We start from the raw sequence: 17198 nt of genomic DNA on the forward strand, positions 1-17198 counted from the left end.
CACGGCCTTGTTTCGTCAACGCTTCCGACGAAAGAAGTTCACACAACTTCCATGAATCTTGCGGAAGTTGATCATCCGCCGCGCTCCTCCGCCGCCCACCGCCGCCGCCCACCATCAGCCGCCACCGCCCGTCAGAGCCCCGCGAGCGCCCCCGCCACCGCTTCCAGATCCCCGTCCGACGCGAGCCCCGCGTGGTACAGCCGCAGCTGCGTCGCGCCCAGGTCGCGCGCGGCCCGGGCGTCCTCCGCGAGCGTGTCCGGGCTGCCACCCATGCCGCGTACGACGGTGAAGTTCGCCGCGACGACTCCCCTGCCCTGCTCCGCGAACGGGCGCACCAGGCCCGCGCCGCCCGTGCAGGGCACGACGACGCCGTCGGCGACGGAGAGGATGTGCTCCGGGTCGACGCCGGCGTTGGCGCCGCAGTGGTACGAGACCGGGTCGGCGTGCAGCAGCACCTGGAAGTCGGCGGGGGCCGCGGCCCGTACCGCCGCCACGGCCGCTTCCTGAAGGGTGCGGGCCGTGGCGTCGCGGTACGCGCGCGTGGCCGCGGCGGTCTCGGCGCCGAGCAGCTTCTCGACCGTCACCCAGCCGTCGCCCGTCACCCTCCCCCGCCACACGGGATCCAGGGCGGACCGGACGGACACCGCCAACTCCACGGCATCCAAACCGTGTTGGCCGTATCCCTCGCGGCAGGATTCGCAGAAGCACAGCGACATCAGGTACTGCCCGGCCTCGCCGAGACCGACGCCGCCGATCTTGTCGTGGGCGTGCAGATGGGCGAGGCCGTACCAGCCGAGCGATTCGAGTTCGGTGCCGCGCGCGCCGGGGCGCGTCGCCGCCTCCGCCGCCAGGTCGACGAGGTACGCGCGCGTAGCGGGCTGCGCGATGCACGGTGCCCACGGGTAGCGGTCTCCGTAGGCGTTGACGACGGAGGTGTCCGGATGCTCGGCGCCCATCCGGGAGTTGTGGGCGAGCACGACCCACGTGTGGACGTCGAGACCGGCGCCCGCGAGGGCCTCGGCAGCCTCTCCGTAGGCGTCACCGGGGGCCCAGTCACCGGCCTCGTACGGCGCCAGTTCCCGCCCCTGCCAACGCTGTTGGTCGACGGGGTACAGCACGGCCGCGTGCTCCGCCGTCACGATGCGGTGGCGCGGATGGCGGGGCGTCAGCGCGCGCGTGGAGTGGTACGCGGCGGCGAGGGTGACCTGCCGGACGCCGAGGTCGGCGATGCGGCGGGCGGCGTCCGGGTCGCCGTTGACGTCCCAGGGGTAGACGAAGGTGGATGCCCTCATGCGTCGACTCCTTCCACCAACTTGGCGCCCTGCTCGATGAGTTCGACGAGCCGCTCGATGTGTTCCGCGCGCGGTTCGTGCAGCGGGGGCCGCACCCCGCCGACGTCGAGCCCACTGAGCCGTACGCCCGCCTTCACGAGGGACACCGCGTACCCCCGCCCCTGGTTGCGGAGTTCGACGAGGGGCCGGTAGAAGCCGTCGATGAGCCGGTTCACCGTGGTGTCGTCGCCCGCGTTCAGCGCCTTGTGGAAGGCCTGCGCGAGCTCGGGCGCGAAGGCGAAGGCGGCGGAGGAGTAGAGGGTGACGCCGATGCCGCGGTAGGCGAGGCCGGTGAGTTCGGCGGTGGGCAGACCGTTGAAGTAGAGGAATTCCTCCGCCCCCTCCGTCCGTACGGCGCTCACGATCCGCTGCATCAGGTCCAGGTCGCCGAGCCCGTCCTTGAGCCCGATCACCTTGGGGTGGCGGGACAGCGCCACGACGGTCTCCGGGGTGAAGACCGCGTTGTCGCGCTGGTAGACGATGGTGTCGAGGGAGGTCGCGTCGGCCAGCTCGGTGTAGTGCCGCAGCAGTCCCTCCTGACCGGCGACGACCAGGTACGGCGGCATCGCCAACAGCCCGTCCGCGCCCGCCCGTTCGGCCGCGCGCGCGTAGCGGACCGCGAGCGCGGTGCCGTATCCGGCGCCCGCGACGACGGGCACCCGGCCCGCCGTCGCCTCGACCGCGGCCGCGACGCAGGCCTCGAACTCCTCGGGCGTGAGGGCGTGGAACTCCCCGGTGCCGCAGCAGGCGAACACGGCGGCGGCCCCGGCCTCGACGCCGCGCCGCACGTGGGTGCGGAAGGTGTCGAGGTCCACGGTCCCGTCGGAACCGTAGGCGGTGACGGGGAAGAACAGCGGCCCGCTGGGAATGCTGAGGCGAGCGGCGAGAGGGACTGAGGTCACGAGCTCTCCCTGAGCATGCACATCGCACGATGTGCACGTTTGTGATCCGCGTTTACATTTCTGAACAAAGCCACGGTAGGACGCCCCTCAGGGGCCGGTCAAGCGCGCAAAACACGCGAACTCACAAGGTACGCACGCCCCTTGACTGGCACTCCGGGGCTTCATAGCGTGTCCATGAATGTGAATGCCGCTCACGCAACCGGAGATCACACGCATGCCAGTCCCTTCCCGATCCCGCACCATCCTGCTCACCGGCGCGGCCGGCGGACTCGGCACCCTGATGCGGGAGCTGCTGCCCCGGTACGGCTACGAGCTCCGCCTGCTCGACGTGCGTCCCGTCGAGGACGCGCCCGACGCGATCATCGCCGACCTCAACGACACGGACGCGCTGCGCGAGGCGGTGCGCGGCGTCGACGGCGTGCTGCACCTCGCCGGCATCAGCGTGGAGTCGACCTTCGAGAAGATCCTCGACTCGAACATCAAGGGCACGTACCACCTCTACGAGGCCGTACGGGAAGAGGCCGCTTCCCGCGAGGACGGCACGGGCCCGCGCATCGTCTTCGCCTCCTCCAACCACGCGATCGGCTACACGCCGCGCCCGCGCCTGGAGGACGGCGCGCCGCTGGTCCCGGTGGAGACGCTGCGCCGCCCGGACACGTACTACGGCCTGTCGAAGTCGTTCGGCGAGGACCTCGCCCAGTTCTACTGGGACCAGCACGGCCTCGAGACCGTCTCCGTGCGCATCGGCTCCTGCTTCAAGGAGCCGACGGACGTCCGCATGATGTCGGTGTGGATGAGCCCCGCGGACGGTGCCCGCCTCTTCGACGCGGCGCTGACCGCCGAGAAGGTCGGCCACACCGTCGTCTACGGCTCGTCCGCCAACACCCGCCTGTGGTGGGACCTTTCGAGCGCCCGCGCCCTCGGCTACGAGCCGCAGGACGACTCGGAGGTGTACGCGGAGAAGCTGCTGGCCGAGCACGGCCCGCTCAGCGACGACAACCCGGCGCACCGGTACATGGGCGGCCGCTTCGTCAACGACCCGCCGATCTGGCCCTACTGAGCACGACCGGGCACGACCGGGTACGGCACTTCCAGGCGGGCGGGCACCGAACGGGCCCGCCCGCCGCCTTGTTCGGGCATCCGCCCCGCCCGAACCCACACGATCCCCCGCTCCCCCGCAGGTCCGCGCCGGACCGCGCACCCCGGGAAACGGGCAGGAACGGGCGGCATCGGGCCCGCTCCAGGCCTGTTCACCTCGGCGTACCCCCGGTACAACTTCCGGTACGGGCCCTTCCGGGCCCGAACGGGCAGTGTCGGGTACGTCAGGAGGTCGGCGGGCATGAGCGCGGAGGAACGACAGCGAGAGATCGTGCGGGCGGCGCGGCACTCCGGCTCCGTCGACGTCACGGAGCTCGCGGCCGCACTCGGTGTCGCGAAGGAGACCGTGCGCCGCGACCTGCGGGCCCTGGAGGACCACGGCCTGGTGCGGCGCACGCACGGCGGGGCGTATCCGGTGGAGAGCGCCGGGTTCGAGACGACGCTGGCGTTCCGCACGACGATGCACGTGCCGGAGAAGCGGCGGATCGCGGCGGCCGCCGCTGACCTGCTCGGGGACGCCGAGACGGTCTTCGTCGACGAGGGTTTCACTCCGCAGCTGATCGCCGAGGCGCTGCCGCGCGATCGGCCGTTGACCGTCGTGACCGCCTCCCTCGCGACGGCGGGCGCGCTCGCCGAGAACGACAACACGACCGTGCTGCTGCTCGGCGGCCGGGTCCGCGCGGGCACGCTCGCGACCGTGGACCACTGGACGTCGAAGATGCTCGCAGGCTTCGTCGTCGACCTCGCCTACATCGGCGCCAACGGCATCTCCCGCGACCATGGCCTGACCACCCCCGACCCGGCCGTCAGCGAGGTGAAATCGCAGGCCATCCGGGCGGCGCGGCGCACCGTCTTCGCGGGCGTCCACACCAAGTTCGGCGCGATCAGCTTCTGCCGCTTCGCCCCGGTGGGCGCCCTGGAGGCGATCGTGACCAGCACCCAGCTGCCCGCGTCCGAGGCCCACCGCTACTCCCTGATGGGGCCTCAGGTCATCCGCGTCTGATCGACCCACAACTCCACCGGTACGAGGGCGGGTTCCGCACACCCGTCGACGTACCGCTTCATCCCTGTAAATCCCCCTCATCCCCTTACGTCCAGGAGCATCGATGCGAACCCAGAGCCGACGCCGGCCACCGGGCCCCCTGCTCGTGATGGCCGCCGCAGGGACGCTGCTCACCCCCCTCCTGTCCGGCTGCTGGGCGGGCGCCGGCGGGCTCGGCACGGGCGGTGACTCCCTCAACGTCCTGATGGTCAACAACCCGCAGATGATCGAGTTGCAGAAGCTCACCGCCCGCCATTTCACGCGGGAGACCGGCATCAAGGTGAACTTCACGGTGCTGCCGGAGAACGACGTCCGCGACAAGATCAGCCAGGACTTCGCCAACCAGGCGGGTCAGTACGACGTCGCGACCCTGTCCAACTACGAGATCCCGATCTACGCCCGCAACGGCTGGCTGCGCTCGCTCGGCCCGTACGTCAACAAGGACAAGGCCTTCGACCAGAAGGACATCCTCGCCCCCATGCGCGAGTCGCTCACCGGCGAGGACGGGAAGCTGTACGGCGAACCGTTCTACGGCGAGTCGTCCTTCCTGATGTACCGCAAGGACGTCTTCGCCAAGAAGGGCCTGAAGATGCCGGAGCACCCGACCTGGCAGCAGGTCGCGGACCTCTCGGCGAAGGTCGACGGCGCCGAGAAGGGCATGAAGGGCATCTGCCTGCGCGGGCTGCCCGGCTGGGGCGAGTCGATGGCGCCGCTGACCACCGTCGTGAACACCTTCGGCGGCACCTGGTTCGACAAGGACTGGAAGGCGCGCCTCGACGACAAGGGCTTCAAGGACGCGACCAAGTTCTACGTCGACCTCGTCCGCAAGCACGGTGAGTCCGGCGCCGCCCAGGCCGGCTTCGCCGAGTGCCTCAACAACCTCACCCAGGGCAAGACCGCCATGTGGTACGACGCGACCTCCGCGGCCGGCTCCCTCGAAGCGTCCAAGTCGCCGGTCAAGGGCAAGATCGGATACGTCTCCGCGCCCGTCGAGAAGACGAAGTCGAGCGGCTGGCTCTACACCTGGGCCTGGGGCCTGCAGAAGGCGTCCGCCAACCCGGACAAGGCCTGGAAGTTCATCTCCTGGGCGTCAGGCAAGGAGTACGAGAAGCTCGTCGGCGAGAAGTTCGGCTGGGCCAACGTGCCCGCCGGCAAGCGCGCCTCCACGTACGAGATCCCGCAGTACCGCAAGGAAGCGGCCCCCTTCCAGGCGCAGACACAGGCCGCCATCGAGGGCGCCCGGCCGCGCGACCCGGGCGTGCAGCCGCGGCCCGCGCCCGGCATCCAGTTCGTCGGCATCCCCGAGTTCACCGACCTCGGCACCAAGGTCTCGCAGGAGATCAGCGCGGCCGTCGCCGGACGCCAGTCGGTCGACACGGCCCTGGCCAAGTCCCAGAAGCTCGCCGCCGAAATCGCGAAGGAGTACGAGGGCCGATGACCACGACCACCGCTCCGGCACCTCGCGCCACCCGCGCGCCGGTCGCCCCGAACACCCCCAGCAGGCTGCGCGCCTGGGCGACCCGCGCGCCGCTGCTACCCGCCCTGGTCTTCATGGTCGTGGTCACCCAACTCCCGTTCGTGGCCACGCTCGTGATCTCGTTCTTCGACTGGAACGCGCTGTACCCGGACGCCCGCGAGTTCACCGGATTCGGCAACTACTCCGAGGTCCTCACCGATCCGGACCTGCGCAAGTCCGTCCTGACCACGATCGTCCTGACGGTGTCGGTGGTCGTGGCGAGCCTGGTCCTCGGCCTCGCCCTCGCGCTGCTGCTCGACCGGCGCTTCAAGGGCCGCGGCCTGGTCCGTACGCTGCTGATCGCGCCGTTCCTGATCGTCCCGGTCGCCGCGGCCCTGCTGTGGAAGCACGTCCTCTACAACCCCGAATACGGGCTGCTCAACGGCCTGTTGCACTACGTGGGCGGCCCCCAGCCCGACTGGATCTCGAACACCCCGCTGCTCGCGGTGGAGCTCTCCCTCGTCTGGCAGTGGACACCGTTCATGATGCTGATCCTGCTCGCGGGGCTCCAGTCGCGCTCCGCCGAGCAGATCGAGGCCGCCCGCGTGGACGGCGCGGGCCCGTGGCAGATCTTCCGCCACCTGACGCTGCCGCACCTGCGCAGGTACCTGGAGTTGGGCGCGCTGCTCGGCTCGATCTACATCGTGCAGAACTTCGACGCCGTCTTCACCATCACGTCCGGCGGCCTCGGCACGGCCAACCTGCCGTACACCGTCTACCAGTCCTTCTACCAGGCCCACGAGAACGGTCTCGCCTCGGCGGCCGGCGTCCTGGTCGTCATCGGCTCGATCATCATCGCGACGTTCGCGCTGCGCGTCGTGTCGTCGCTGTTCCGTGAGGAGGTGTCACGCTGATGACATTCTCGACTTTCCTGCGCGGCAAGGGACTCGGTCTGCTCGCCTGGCTGGCCGGCATCGTCTTCTTCCTGCCGATCGCCTGGATGGCGCTGACGTCCTTCCACTCGGAGTCGGACGCGGCCACCAACCCGCCCTCCTTCGCCGCCTCGCTCACCCTCGACGGCTACCGCGACTTCTTCGGCGCGGACGGCGGCGCGAGCCCCTGGCCCGCGCTCATCAACTCGACGGTGGCCTCGCTCGTCGCGACGGCGCTCGTGCTGGTGCTCGCGCTCCCGGCGGCGTACGCGCTGTCGATCCGCCCGGTGAAGAAGTGGACGGACGTCCTGTTCTTCTTCCTCTCCACGAAGATGCTGCCGGTGGTGGCGGGCCTGCTCCCGATCTACCTCTTCGCGAAGAACACCGGCTTCCTCGACAACATCTGGCTCCTGGTCATCCTCTACACGTCGATGAACCTGCCGATCGCGGTGTGGATGATGCAGTCGTTCCTGGCGGAGGTGCCGGTCGCGGTGATCGAGGCGGCGCAGATCGACGGGGCACGCCTTCCGACGGTCCTGACACGGGTCGTCGCCCCGATCGCCCTCCCCGGCATCGCGGCGACAGCCCTGATCTGCTTCATCTTCTCCTGGAACGAACTCCTCTTCGCGCGGGTGCTGACCGGCGTCGTCGCCCAGACCGCACCCGTCTTCCTGACCGGCTTCATCACCAGCCAGGGCCTGTTCCTGGCGAAGGTGTGCGCCGCGTCCCTCGTGATCTCCCTGCCGGTGCTCGCGGCAGGGTTCGCCGCCCAGGACAAGCTCGTCCAGGGCCTGTCCCTCGGAGCGGTGAAGTGAACGGGCGACTGAACGGGGGATTGAACAACATCCGTACGTGTCTTGGAGGTTGCACATGAAGGCCGCGATCGTCGAATCGGTGGGCAAGGTCGTCGTCGGCGAGGTGCCGGACCCGACACCCGGCCCCCGCGACGTGATCGTCGAGGTCGCCGCCTGCGGGCTCTGCGGCACCGATCTGCACATCCTGCAGGGCGAGTTCGCCCCGACGCTGCCGGTGGTCCCGGGCCACGAGTTCGCGGGCACGATCGCCGAAGTGGGGCGTGATGTCACGGAGTTGAGGGTCGGCGACCGGGTGGCCGTCGATCCCTCCCTGCACTGTCACGAGTGCCGCTACTGCCGGGCCGGGCGGGGCAATCTGTGCGAGCGGTGGGCGGCGATCGGGGTGTCGACGGCGGGCGGGGCCGCGCAGTACGCGGTCGCCCCTGTCGCCAACTGCGTGCCGCTCCCCGACCACGTACAGACCCAGGACGCGGCGCTCATCGAGCCGCTGTCCTGCGCGGTGCGCGGCTACGACGTCCTGCAGTCGCGGCTGGGCTCACACGTGCTGATCTACGGCTCGGGCACGATGGGCCTGATGATGCTGGAGCTGGCCAAGCGGACCGGCGCGGCGAGCGTCGACGTGGTGGACCTCAACGCGGACCGCCTGGCGACGGCCCAGCGCCTCGGTGTCTCGGCGTCGGCGGCGAACCCGGACGAGCTGGACCGCCCCACGGGCTGGGACGTCGTCATCGACGCGACGGGCAACGCGTCGGCGATCCAGGACGGCCTCGGCCGCGTCGCCAAGGCGGGCACGTTCCTCCAGTTCGGCGTGGCGGACTACGCGACGCGCGTGACGATCGACCCGTACCGCATCTACAACCAGGAGATCACCATCACCGGCTCGATGGCGGTCCTGCACAGCTACGAGCGGGCGGCGGAGCTCTTCGCGGGCGGCGTCCTGGACCCGTCCGTCTTCATCAGCGACCGCCTGCCGCTCGACAACTACCCGGCGGCACTGGACCAGTTCGCCTCGGGCGTGGGCCGGAAGATCGTCGTCGTGCCCTGACGCACAGCAGTGCGGGCCCGCCTCTCGGCCGGGCCCGCACGCTGCCTGCGCGGCCGTCAGTGTCGCGGCCCGCGACGGCCCCTGCCCTCTCCGGGCATGCCGTCGTCCTTCGGGTTGTCGTACTCGATCTTCTCCTTGCGGACGGTGTCGGAGACCTCCTTCGTCTCCGTGACCTTCTCGGTCTCCAGCCGGACACGCTCGACGGGGACGGTCTCCTTGCGGACGACCGCGCGCTCCGCGTGCAGCGTCACCTCGGTCTCCGCCTCGCCGATCGTGGCCTTTGCTCCGTCGCCCTCACGGATCGGTTCGCGCACGACGCGGACCTCCTCGTGGGACACGGGCACCGACGTGGTGACGTTCTCCGTCTCCACCGTCTTGCGCAGGTGCGCGTGGCCGACTTCCTGCTCCTCGACGCCCACGCGCAGGCGCTCCTCGGAGCGGATCATCTCGTCGGCCTTGCGGTCGCCATCGGCGTCGGGACCGGAACGCATGGCCGGCTCCCGTGCGGCGGCACCCGCGTGCCGCCCGGCGTCCGAGCGGGCACCGGCTCCGGCGCCCATGGCACCGGCCGCACCCGCGGCGCCCGCCGTGCCCGCCGCGCCCATTCGGCCGGTGTCGGCCTGACCCGGCCGCTGGGGCTGGGTGCCGGCGGCGCCCGCGGCGGGGCGCGTCATGCCGTAGTGCCGGTACAGCTCGTTCTTCTCGTCCTCGTCGAGGTGCTGGTCTGCGTCGACCCGCGGGGCGTCCTTGACCGCTTCCTTCGTGTACCGCACGTTGAGCCGGTCACTGTCGTGCGTGGCCCCGCTCAGCGGCACGAAGGTCTCCTTCATGCCGAAGAGGCCGGTCTTGACCGTCACCCAGTCGGCGTTGCCGGTCCTGTCATCCAGGTAGACCCGCTCGACGCTGCCGATCTTTTCCCCAGTGCGGTCGTAGGCGGTGAGCCCGACAAGGGCATCCGGGTTGTTGATCTCGCCCTGCGTCATGCGTGATCACTCCCTTCGGGACATGGAGGCGGCTGGAGGCCGCCGCGTGGGCCATGTGCCTCAGGTCCATCCCGCGCCGGACCCGGGGAGTTCGCAACAAGGAGCTTCACTCGGTGTAGCCGTAACACCTGATGGGAGTGGTTTTGCGGCCCCATGGAGGGCCGCGGGGCGGTGCTCGGCCGATTACCCCGAGCGCCGCCATACGGGTGAACGGTTGATGTTCACAACAGTCCCCGCGCTCCTACAGCGCCTTCGCCGCGGGCTTCACCATCCCGCGCACCGTCCGCGACTTCACGAACTCGCCGATCGCCGTCATCTCCCACTCACCGGAGAACTGCTTGATCAGCTTCGCCATCATCACGCCCGTCTGCGCCTCGGCGTTCGTGAGGTCGAAGCGGACCAGCTCCTCGCCGCTCGCCGCGTCGATGAGGCGGCAGTACGCCTTGGCGACCTCGGTGAACTTCTGGCCCGTGAACGAGTTCACGGTGAAGACCAGGCCCGTGACCTCCTGCGGGATGCGGCCCAGGTCCACGACGATCACCTCGTCGTCACCGCCACCCTCGCCCGTGAGGTTGTCGCCGGAGTGCTTGATCGCGCCACCCACGATCGAGAGCTTGCCGAAGTAGCAGCTGTCGACGTGGTTGCGCTGCGGCCCGTACGCGATGACCGACGCGTCCAGGTCGATGTCCTTGCCCCGGTAGGCGGGCTCCCAGCCGAGGCCCATCTTGACCTGCGAGAGCAGCGGCTTGCCGCCCTTGACCAGGGACACCGTCTGGTTCTTCTGGAGGGAGACGCGGCCCTTGTCGAGGTTGATCTTGCCGGAGCCGGGCGCCGGGGCGGGCGCGGCGGCGGCAGGCGCGGCGGCCGGCGGGGCCGGGGCCGTCCGCGGGTCGAGGGGCGGCGTCGTCGGCGCGGGCATCGCGGCCGGCGGGGCGGGCGGAGCCTGCGGCGCCGGGGCCGGAGCAGCGGCGGGGGCCGCCGGCTCCTCCACCGACACACCGAAGTCCGTGGCGATACCCGCAAGCCCGTTCGCATACCCCTGGCCCACCGCGCGGGCCTTCCACGCGCCGTTCCTCAGGTACACCTCCATGACCACCAGCGCCGTCTCCGCGCCGAGCTGGGGCGGCGTGAACGTGGCGAGGACCGATCCGTCGTCCGCGCCGCGGATCGTGGCCGTCGGCTCGACGCCCTGGAACGACTGGCCCTCGGCGTCCGGGCTCGCGGTGACGACGATCTTCTCGATGCCCGGCGGGACGGCGGCCGTGTCCACCGTGATGGAGTCCGGCGCGCTGCCGCCGCCCGACGTGTACGTCACGCCGGGCCCCGAGGGCTGGTTGTAGAAGATGAAGTCGTCGTCCGAGCGCACCTTGCCGTCGGCGGTGAGCAGCAGGCCCGATACGTCGAGCCGCACGGGCGCCGTGACGTCCACCGTCACGCGCTGCACGGCGAGCGGGATGTTCGAGCCGGGAGTCATTGCGGTCATGCCTGGGGTAACGATCGACCCCGCTTTACCGTTCCCTTACCCGGGACTTTTGCAGAGGACTTTTCTCGCTCCCGCACGCCTGCGGCGCGTAGCTGCGACGCCGGGCGGTCAATTTGCGAGAGTGCCCTTCGTGAACATGCACAAAGGCCACCAAACCGGACCGGCGGGTGAAGACCCCCACTTGGACGACCCGACCACCGCCGAGGGGGTCACCGACGCCGGTGACCTCGGGTACAGCAAGAGCCTCAAGCCCCGCCACATCAGCATGATCGCGATCGGTGGGGCGATCGGCACGGGGCTCTTCCTCGGCGCGGGCGGCAACCTCGCCAAGGCGGGCCCCGCCCTCGCGTTCGCCTACGCGATCTGCGGCGTGTTCGCCTTCTTCGTGGTGCGGGCCCTGGGCGAACTGGTCGTGCACCGGCCCTCGTCGGGCTCCTTCGTGAGCTACGCGCGCGAGTTCCTCGGCGAGCGGGGCGCGTTCGTGGCCGGCTGGATGTACGTACTGAACTGGTCCTCGGCGGGGATGGCCGACATCACCGCCGTCGCCCTGTACGTGCACTACTGGTCGATGTTCACGACGATCCCGCAGTGGGTGCTGGCCGCGGTCGCCCTCGCGATCGTGCTGACCATCAACCTCATCTCCGTGAAGAGCTTCGGTGAGATGGAGTTCTGGTTCGCCATCGTGAAGGTGGCGGCTCTCGTGCTGTTCCTGCTGATCGGGATCTTCTTCCTGGTGACGGGCAAGCCGGTTGACGGGAACTACGATCCCGGCATCTCGCTCATCAGCGACAACGGCGGCTTCTTCCCGCTGGGCGTCATGCCGGTCGTCCTCATCACGCAGACCGTGGTCTTCGCCTACGCGGCGGTCGAGATGGTCGGTGTGACTGCAGGCGAAACCGCCGAGCCGGAGAAGGTCGTGCCGAAGGCCGTGAACTCGATCATGTGGCGAGTCGGCATCTTCTACGTCGGCTCGGTCGTGATGCTGACGCTGCTGCTGCCCTGGACGGCGTACTCGGCGGGCGAGAGCCCCTTCGTGACGGTCCTGTCGAAGATCGGGGTGCCGGCGGCCGGCGGGATCATGAACCTGGTGGTGCTGACCGCCGCGATGTCCTCGCTCAACTCCGGGCTCTACACCACGGGCCGCATCCTGCGCTCGATGTCGATGGCGGGCTCGGCCCCTTCGTTCACGGCGAGGATGAGCGGCAGCCACGTCCCGTACGGCGGCATCATGCTGACGGCGACGGTGGCGATGTTCGGGGTCGCGCTCAACGCGTGGCTGCCGGAGGACGCGTTCGCCATCGTCACGAACATCTCCTCGCTCGGCGTCATCTCCACCTGGTGCATGATCATGCTCTGTCACCTGGTGTTCGTGCGGCGCGCCCGGGAGGGCGTCGTGCACCGGCCCTCGTTCCGGCTGTGGGCCTCGCCGTGGATCGAGCTGACGACCATCGCGTTCCTGCTCGCCGTGATCGTGATGATGTGGTTCGACAAGGACGGCGCGGGCCGTGACACGGTGCTGATGCTGATCCCGATCGCGGTGTGCCTGACGATCGGCTGGTACGCGGTGCGGGGGCGGGTCCACCGGATCGCCGCCGAGCGCGAGGCGCCGCCGGTGGACCCGCTCCAGTGACCGCTCAGCGCTGGCGCTTCCAGGGGCCCTTGATGGCGAGCAGGATGCCCGGGTTCTGGATGTTGGCGTAGAGGGTCGAGCCGTCGGGCGAGAAGGTCACGCCCGTCATCTCGCTGTACTCCGGCTCCGCCTCGGTACCGATGTTGAGGTCGTTGCGCGCGATCGGGTACGTACGGCCCCGCTCGGTCGCGCCGAACAGGTGCTGGACGCCCTCGCCGTCCTCGGAGATGACGATGCCGCCGTACGGGGACACGGTGATGTTGTCCGGGCCGTCGAAGGCGCCGTCCTTCGACGGGTCCGGGTTCACACCGAACAGCACCTTCAGGGTCAGGGTGCGGCGCTTGGGGTCGTAGAACCAGACCTGCCCGTCGTGCGCGACGGGGCTCTCCTCACGGGCGAACGAGGAGACGACGTAGGCGCCGCCGTCGCCCCACCACATGCCCTCCAGCTTGCGGGCGCGGGTGATCTCGCCGTCCTTGAACTGCTTGCGCGTGGAGACCGACTTGGCGTCCCGGTCGGGAACGTCGATCCAGTCGACGCCGTACGTGGTGCCGACCTTCGTTGCGCGCGACAGGTCGTCGACGAAACGGCCGCCCGAGTCGAAGCACCGGGTCGCCTGCAGCACGCCCGCGTCGTCGGCGAGGGTGCGCAGCTTGCCCCGGCCGTGCTCGAAGCCCTTCGGCGGAACCCAGCGGTAGAGCAGGCCGTTGGGGCCCGAGGCGTCCTCGGTGAGGTAGGCGTGGCCGCGCTTGGGGTCGATGACGACGGCCTCGTGGGCGTACCGGCCGAACGCCTTGATGGGCTTCGGCGACCGGTTGGCGCGACGGTCCGCCGGGTCGACCTCGAAGACGTAGCCGTGGTCCTTGGTGAAGCCGTTCTTGCCGGCCTTGTCCTCGGTCTCCTCGCAGGTCAGCCAGGTGTTCCACGGGGTGTGCCCGCCCGCGCAGTTGGTGGCGGTACCGGCGATGCCGACCCACTCGGCGACCTCGCCGCCGCGGCGCACCTCGACGACGGTGCAGCCGCCGGCCGCCATCGGGTCGTAGACGAGGCCCTCGGTGAGCGGCACCGGGTGCGGCCAGTCGGCGCGGGCGCCCGCCAGCTCGTGGTTGTTGACGAGCAGCGTGGCGCCGCGCGGGCCCGCGAAGGTGGCGGTGCCGTCGTGGTTGGAGGGCGTGAACTCGCCGGACTCCAGCTTGGTCTTCCCGCAGTACGTGATGATCTTGTACGAGAAGCCCTCGGGCAGCGCGAGGATGCCGTCGGGGTCGTCGATCAGCGGGCCGTAGCCGACGCCCTTGTCCTTGCCCTTGAGTACGTCGACGTCCGCGTCGTCGGTGGCCGCGAGGGCGTTGGGCGCGGTGGCCAGGGAGCCGACGGACCCGGCGAGTGCGATACCGGCGCCGGTGGCCGCGGATCGTCTGGTGAAGTCCCTGCGAGTGAGCGACATGCTGGCTGTCTCCCGTAATGATCGATGAGAGTGAACGGGCCCTGTTTTCGGCCATACGTTCTCGCTCGCGTATAAACGGCGGTTGAACACCGTCCAACGTCGAGGGGCCCGCTTACATGACTTCCGTGAACCTTGAACCGTCCGGCCGCCGCGTCCTCGTCTCCGGGGCCTCGCGGGGACTCGGCCGGGCCCTCGCCCGCGCCTTCGCGACGAACGGCGACCGGGTGGCGGTGCACTACGGCTCGCGGGAGGACGAGGCGCGGGCCACGCTCGACTCGCTCGCCGGGGAGGGGCACGTCCTCGTCGGCGGCGACATCTCCGACCCCGAGGGTGCGGCGTCCGTCGCCGGGCGCGCGATCGAAGGGCTCGGCGGCCTCGACGTCCTGGTCAACAACGCGGCCGTGAACCTGCCGCATCCGCCGGCCACCACCCCGTACGAGGAGTGGACCCGGCTGTGGCAGAGCCATGTCTCCGTGAACCTGCTCGGCACCGCGAACCTCAGCCACCTCGCCGCGCAGCGCATGATCGGGCAGGGCACGGCGGGCCGGATCGTCAACATCGGCTCGCGCGGCGCGTTCAAGGGCGAGCCCGACCACCCGGCGTACGGGGCGACGAAGGCCGCCGTGCACGCGCTCGGCCAGTCCCTCGCGGTGGCGCTCGCACCGCACGGGATCGGGGTGACGTCGGTGGCGCCCGGCTTCATCGAGACGGAGCGGGTGGCGCACCGGCTGACCGACGAGGTGCGCGCGCAGAGCCCGTTCGGCCGCGTGGCCTCGGCCGAGGAGATCGCCGATGCCGTGCTGTGGCTGGCCTCACCGGCCGCGCAGTGGGCCTCCGGCACGGTCCTCGACCTGAACGGCGCCTCGTACCTCCGTACGTGACCCGCGCCCGGACGAATCTTCGTAAAGAAGGTCAACAGGCGCATCACACACCCAAACCCAAGATTTCACGCAGAACGCCTTGACCCGCCCCCCTTGCGGCAATAGACAGAAGGCAGCAGAGAGTCTCCTGCCCGCATCACCCACCGAGGGGGTGGCGAGCCGATGGACGTACGACAGGCACGCGGCCTCCATGAGAGCCGGCTGATGAAGCTGGCCCATGTCACCGGAGTCGGGACCGGGAAGGACGAGCACTCGGGCGAGGACGTCATCGTCGTCTTCGTGACCCGCAAAGTGCCCCGCGACCGGCTCCGTGCGGAGGATGTCATCCCCACAGCACTCGACGGGGTACCGGTGCGCGTGCTCGCGATCGGCGAAGTGCGCGCGCAGGACGACGAGTTGTGAGGTAACCCCCGCACTTCAGTGAAAGTCAGGGGAAGAAGAGGTGGTCTGGCGTGCGCCAGCCCGAATTGATGCGCGGCCCCGCCGGGGGACAGCTCAGCGACAGCTCCCGGCAGCAAGCGACCAGTGACTTCCTGCGGCGCGAGGCGCCCCTCGCCAATGTGGTCGGCTTCGGCCACGGCGTGAAATGGCAGAACGGAGAGCCGACGGGCGAGGAGGCCGTTCTCGTCTTCGTGACCCAGAAGGTGCCCGAATCGCTGTTGCCCGAGCGGGATGTGATTCCGCGTCAGATGGACGACGGCACCCCGACCGACATCGTGGCCGTCGGCCACATCTCCGCCCAGCGCCGGCAGAGCCGCCCTTCCGGAGCCCGCTCCGAAGAGGTCACGTACGGCCCCGACGGCGGTGTCTCCCAGCAGTTCTCCGGCGCCGGCCAGCCACTGCTCGAGGAGCTCGGGGGCCTGGGGACCTTCGAACCGCAGCAGCTCGTACGCCGGATGCGCCCGTGCCCCTCCGGCTTCTCGGTCGGCAACGTGTCCATCACCGCAGGCACCCTCGGCAGCGTGGTCTACGACTTCCGACCGGACACCACGGTGGACCCGCCGGGACCCGGGCTCGGCACCCCGCCGAAGTTCTACATCCTCTCCAACAATCACGTCCTCGCCGACTCCAACCGGGCCCAGCTGGGCAGCGCCATCGTGCAGCCCGGCCGCTTCGACGGCGGCACGGACCCCGCGGACCGCATCGCCACGCTGTCCCGCTTCATCACCATCCAGTTCGCCCCGCAGACCCCGCTGGAGCGCCAGAACAACGTGGTCGACGCGGCGCTCGGCGAGGTCCCGTTCCAGGACGCGACGCGCGAGCAGTACTTCAGCGGCGCACCGCGCGCCTGGCGCCGCAAGGCGAACGTCGCGGTCGGCGACCTCGTGAAGAAGACGGGCCGCACGACGAACGTGTCCTTCGGCCGGATCATCTCGGTCGACGCCACGGTCGACGTCAACTACGGCACGGCGGGCACGGCCCGCTTCAAGGACCAGATCCTCACCACGGCCATGTCGGCCGGCGGCGACTCCGGATCCCTGGTCACGTCCTACGACAACGTGGCGGTCGGCCTGCTGTTCGCCGGTTCGTCGACGGTCACGGTCGAGAACCACATCGAGAACGTCCGCGCGCTGCTGCGCGTGGAGATCTCCGAGCAGCTGGCATAGGAGGTGACGTGATGAGCACCCAGGCACGCAAGGGCAAGGGCCAGACCCGCGGGGAGCACCGCTTCCACAACCCGCAGGGCGCGGAGGTCAAGACGCGCGACGAGGCGTTCGCCGCGCCGCGCGAGGTCTCCGCGGAGGCCCTCACGGTCGACTGCAAGCTGGAGCTGAACAACGGCTCGGTCACCTTCGCCATCACCGCGAAGGTAAACCCGAACACCCACCCCTTCGTGGTGACCGGCGGCCGGATCACGTCCGGCATCTGCGGGGCCCCGTGGGACATCACGGGCGGCTTCATCGGCGACACGATCCGCCTCGACGCGAAGCGCTCGGGCCAGGGTTCCTGCGCCTCCACGATCACCGTGGTCGGCGAATTCCAGAACCCCCCGTCGTACCGCGGCACGTACGGCTTCGACGGCGCCTCATCCTCGTTCAAGCACACGACGCGGTATCTGTGCTGACCCACTCAACTGCGCGCCCACGCCCCTGAGGGCCGTGGGCGCGCACTTCAGGCCCTGGGCATTTCAAGCCCCGCCTTTCGAACGAGAGCCA

General features: G+C 70.0%; 16 protein-coding genes. 11 read left to right on the top strand and 5 right to left on the bottom strand.

Annotated features, from left to right (window positions below):
- Positions 1–131: 131 nt before the first annotated feature.
- Positions 132–1292, bottom strand: coding sequence for a hypothetical protein (locus ACYSUO_RS38370; protein WP_461780837.1), 1161 nt, complete (start codon positions 1290–1292; stop codon positions 132–134).
- A complete protein-coding gene (locus tag ACYSUO_RS38375) occupies positions 1289–2233 on the bottom strand; it encodes a 5-dehydro-4-deoxyglucarate dehydratase (RefSeq protein WP_461780838.1) in 945 nt (314 codons plus the stop codon). The genes ACYSUO_RS38370 and ACYSUO_RS38375 overlap by 4 nt, the downstream gene beginning before the upstream one ends.
- Positions 2234–2447: 214 nt before the next feature.
- On the opposite strand from ACYSUO_RS38375, the gene ACYSUO_RS38380 reads away from it, so the two are divergent.
- From ACYSUO_RS38380 to ACYSUO_RS38405, 6 genes are all read left to right on the top strand, one after another.
- A complete protein-coding gene (locus tag ACYSUO_RS38380) occupies positions 2448–3293 on the top strand; it encodes an NAD-dependent epimerase/dehydratase family protein (protein ID WP_461780839.1) in 846 nt (281 codons plus the stop codon).
- Between the two features lie 279 nt (positions 3294–3572).
- On the top strand, positions 3573–4334 hold the full coding sequence (locus tag ACYSUO_RS38385) for a DeoR/GlpR family DNA-binding transcription regulator (protein WP_461780840.1): 762 nt from the start codon (positions 3573–3575) through the stop codon (positions 4332–4334).
- A 103-nt stretch (positions 4335–4437) separates the two neighbouring features.
- Positions 4438–5811 carry an ABC transporter substrate-binding protein gene (locus tag ACYSUO_RS38390; protein ID WP_461780841.1) on the top strand — a complete coding sequence of 458 codons (1374 nt, stop codon included), beginning with the start codon at positions 4438–4440 and terminating at the stop codon, positions 5809–5811.
- On the top strand, positions 5808–6743 hold the full coding sequence (locus ACYSUO_RS38395) for a carbohydrate ABC transporter permease (protein WP_461780842.1): 936 nt from the start codon (positions 5808–5810) through the stop codon (positions 6741–6743). Before ACYSUO_RS38390 ends, ACYSUO_RS38395 begins: the two co-directional genes overlap by 4 nt.
- Complete coding sequence (locus ACYSUO_RS38400; protein WP_461780843.1) at positions 6743–7576, top strand: carbohydrate ABC transporter permease; 834 nt, start codon at positions 6743–6745, stop codon at positions 7574–7576. Before ACYSUO_RS38395 ends, ACYSUO_RS38400 begins: the two co-directional genes overlap by 1 nt.
- 55 nt (positions 7577–7631) lie before the next feature.
- Positions 7632–8621 (top strand): zinc-dependent alcohol dehydrogenase family protein, encoded by a 990-nt coding sequence (locus ACYSUO_RS38405; RefSeq protein WP_461780844.1) that lies wholly within the window; start codon positions 7632–7634, stop codon positions 8619–8621.
- 56 nt (positions 8622–8677) lie between these two features.
- Here ACYSUO_RS38405 and ACYSUO_RS38410 read toward each other — a convergent pair whose 3' ends face one another.
- Both ACYSUO_RS38410 and ACYSUO_RS38415 read right to left on the bottom strand, forming a co-directional pair.
- Entirely contained in the window at positions 8678–9604 is a 927-nt protein-coding gene (locus tag ACYSUO_RS38410) for a PRC and DUF2382 domain-containing protein (protein WP_461780845.1), read from the bottom strand.
- Between the two features lie 241 nt (positions 9605–9845).
- A complete protein-coding gene (locus tag ACYSUO_RS38415; protein ID WP_461780851.1) occupies positions 9846–11078 on the bottom strand; it encodes a TerD family protein in 1233 nt (410 codons plus the stop codon).
- A 145-nt stretch (positions 11079–11223) separates the two neighbouring features.
- Here ACYSUO_RS38415 and ACYSUO_RS38420 point away from each other — a divergent pair, with 145 nt between their 5' ends.
- Positions 11224–12717, top strand: coding sequence for an amino acid permease (locus ACYSUO_RS38420; protein ID WP_461780852.1), 1494 nt, complete (start codon positions 11224–11226; stop codon positions 12715–12717).
- Positions 12718–12721: 4 nt separating this feature from the next.
- Here the strand turns inward: ACYSUO_RS38420 and ACYSUO_RS38425 are convergent, their stop codons facing one another.
- Positions 12722–14161, bottom strand: a complete 1440-nt coding sequence (locus tag ACYSUO_RS38425) for an alkaline phosphatase PhoX (RefSeq protein ID WP_461780846.1) — start codon at positions 14159–14161, stop codon at positions 12722–12724.
- A 116-nt stretch (positions 14162–14277) separates the two neighbouring features.
- Between ACYSUO_RS38425 and ACYSUO_RS38430 the strand changes: the two genes are divergently transcribed.
- The 4 genes from ACYSUO_RS38430 (at position 14278) to ACYSUO_RS38445 (ending at position 17107) form a co-directional block, all read left to right on the top strand.
- Positions 14278–15042, top strand: coding sequence for an SDR family NAD(P)-dependent oxidoreductase (locus ACYSUO_RS38430; RefSeq protein ID WP_461780847.1), 765 nt, complete (start codon positions 14278–14280; stop codon positions 15040–15042).
- A gap of 162 nt (positions 15043–15204) precedes the next feature.
- Complete coding sequence (locus ACYSUO_RS38435; RefSeq protein WP_266720952.1) at positions 15205–15444, top strand: hypothetical protein; 240 nt, start codon at positions 15205–15207, stop codon at positions 15442–15444.
- A 50-nt stretch (positions 15445–15494) separates the two neighbouring features.
- Positions 15495–16649, top strand: a complete 1155-nt coding sequence (locus ACYSUO_RS38440) for a chymotrypsin family serine protease (RefSeq protein ID WP_461780848.1) — start codon at positions 15495–15497, stop codon at positions 16647–16649.
- Positions 16650–16660: 11 nt separating this feature from the next.
- Positions 16661–17107 carry a hypothetical protein gene (locus ACYSUO_RS38445; protein ID WP_461780849.1) on the top strand — a complete coding sequence of 149 codons (447 nt, stop codon included), beginning with the start codon at positions 16661–16663 and terminating at the stop codon, positions 17105–17107.
- The last annotated feature ends 91 nt before the right edge of the window (positions 17108–17198 follow it).

The organism is Streptomyces sp. UC4497, assembly GCF_054871485.1.

Excerpts from the sequence above, each read along its gene's own strand:
- ACYSUO_RS38370 (WP_461780837.1), bottom strand. The coding sequence starts at position 1,292 with ATGAGGGCATCCACCTTCGTCTACCCCTGGGACGTCAACGGCGACCCG.
- ACYSUO_RS38380 (WP_461780839.1), top strand. The coding sequence starts at position 2,448 with ATGCCAGTCCCTTCCCGATCCCGCACCATCCTGCTCACCGGCGCGGCC.
- ACYSUO_RS38385 (WP_461780840.1), top strand. The coding sequence starts at position 3,573 with ATGAGCGCGGAGGAACGACAGCGAGAGATCGTGCGGGCGGCGCGGCAC.
- ACYSUO_RS38390 (WP_461780841.1), top strand. The coding sequence starts at position 4,438 with ATGCGAACCCAGAGCCGACGCCGGCCACCGGGCCCCCTGCTCGTGATG.
- ACYSUO_RS38395 (WP_461780842.1), top strand. The coding sequence starts at position 5,808 with ATGACCACGACCACCGCTCCGGCACCTCGCGCCACCCGCGCGCCGGTC.
- ACYSUO_RS38400 (WP_461780843.1), top strand. The coding sequence starts at position 6,743 with ATGACATTCTCGACTTTCCTGCGCGGCAAGGGACTCGGTCTGCTCGCC.
- ACYSUO_RS38405 (WP_461780844.1), top strand. The coding sequence starts at position 7,632 with ATGAAGGCCGCGATCGTCGAATCGGTGGGCAAGGTCGTCGTCGGCGAG.
- ACYSUO_RS38410 (WP_461780845.1), bottom strand. The coding sequence starts at position 9,604 with ATGACGCAGGGCGAGATCAACAACCCGGATGCCCTTGTCGGGCTCACC.
- ACYSUO_RS38415 (WP_461780851.1), bottom strand. The coding sequence starts at position 11,078 with ATGACTCCCGGCTCGAACATCCCGCTCGCCGTGCAGCGCGTGACGGTG.
- ACYSUO_RS38420 (WP_461780852.1), top strand. The coding sequence starts at position 11,224 with ATGCACAAAGGCCACCAAACCGGACCGGCGGGTGAAGACCCCCACTTG.
- ACYSUO_RS38425 (WP_461780846.1), bottom strand. The coding sequence starts at position 14,161 with ATGTCGCTCACTCGCAGGGACTTCACCAGACGATCCGCGGCCACCGGC.
- ACYSUO_RS38430 (WP_461780847.1), top strand. The coding sequence starts at position 14,278 with ATGACTTCCGTGAACCTTGAACCGTCCGGCCGCCGCGTCCTCGTCTCC.
- ACYSUO_RS38435 (WP_266720952.1), top strand. The coding sequence starts at position 15,205 with ATGGACGTACGACAGGCACGCGGCCTCCATGAGAGCCGGCTGATGAAG.
- ACYSUO_RS38445 (WP_461780849.1), top strand. The coding sequence starts at position 16,661 with ATGAGCACCCAGGCACGCAAGGGCAAGGGCCAGACCCGCGGGGAGCAC.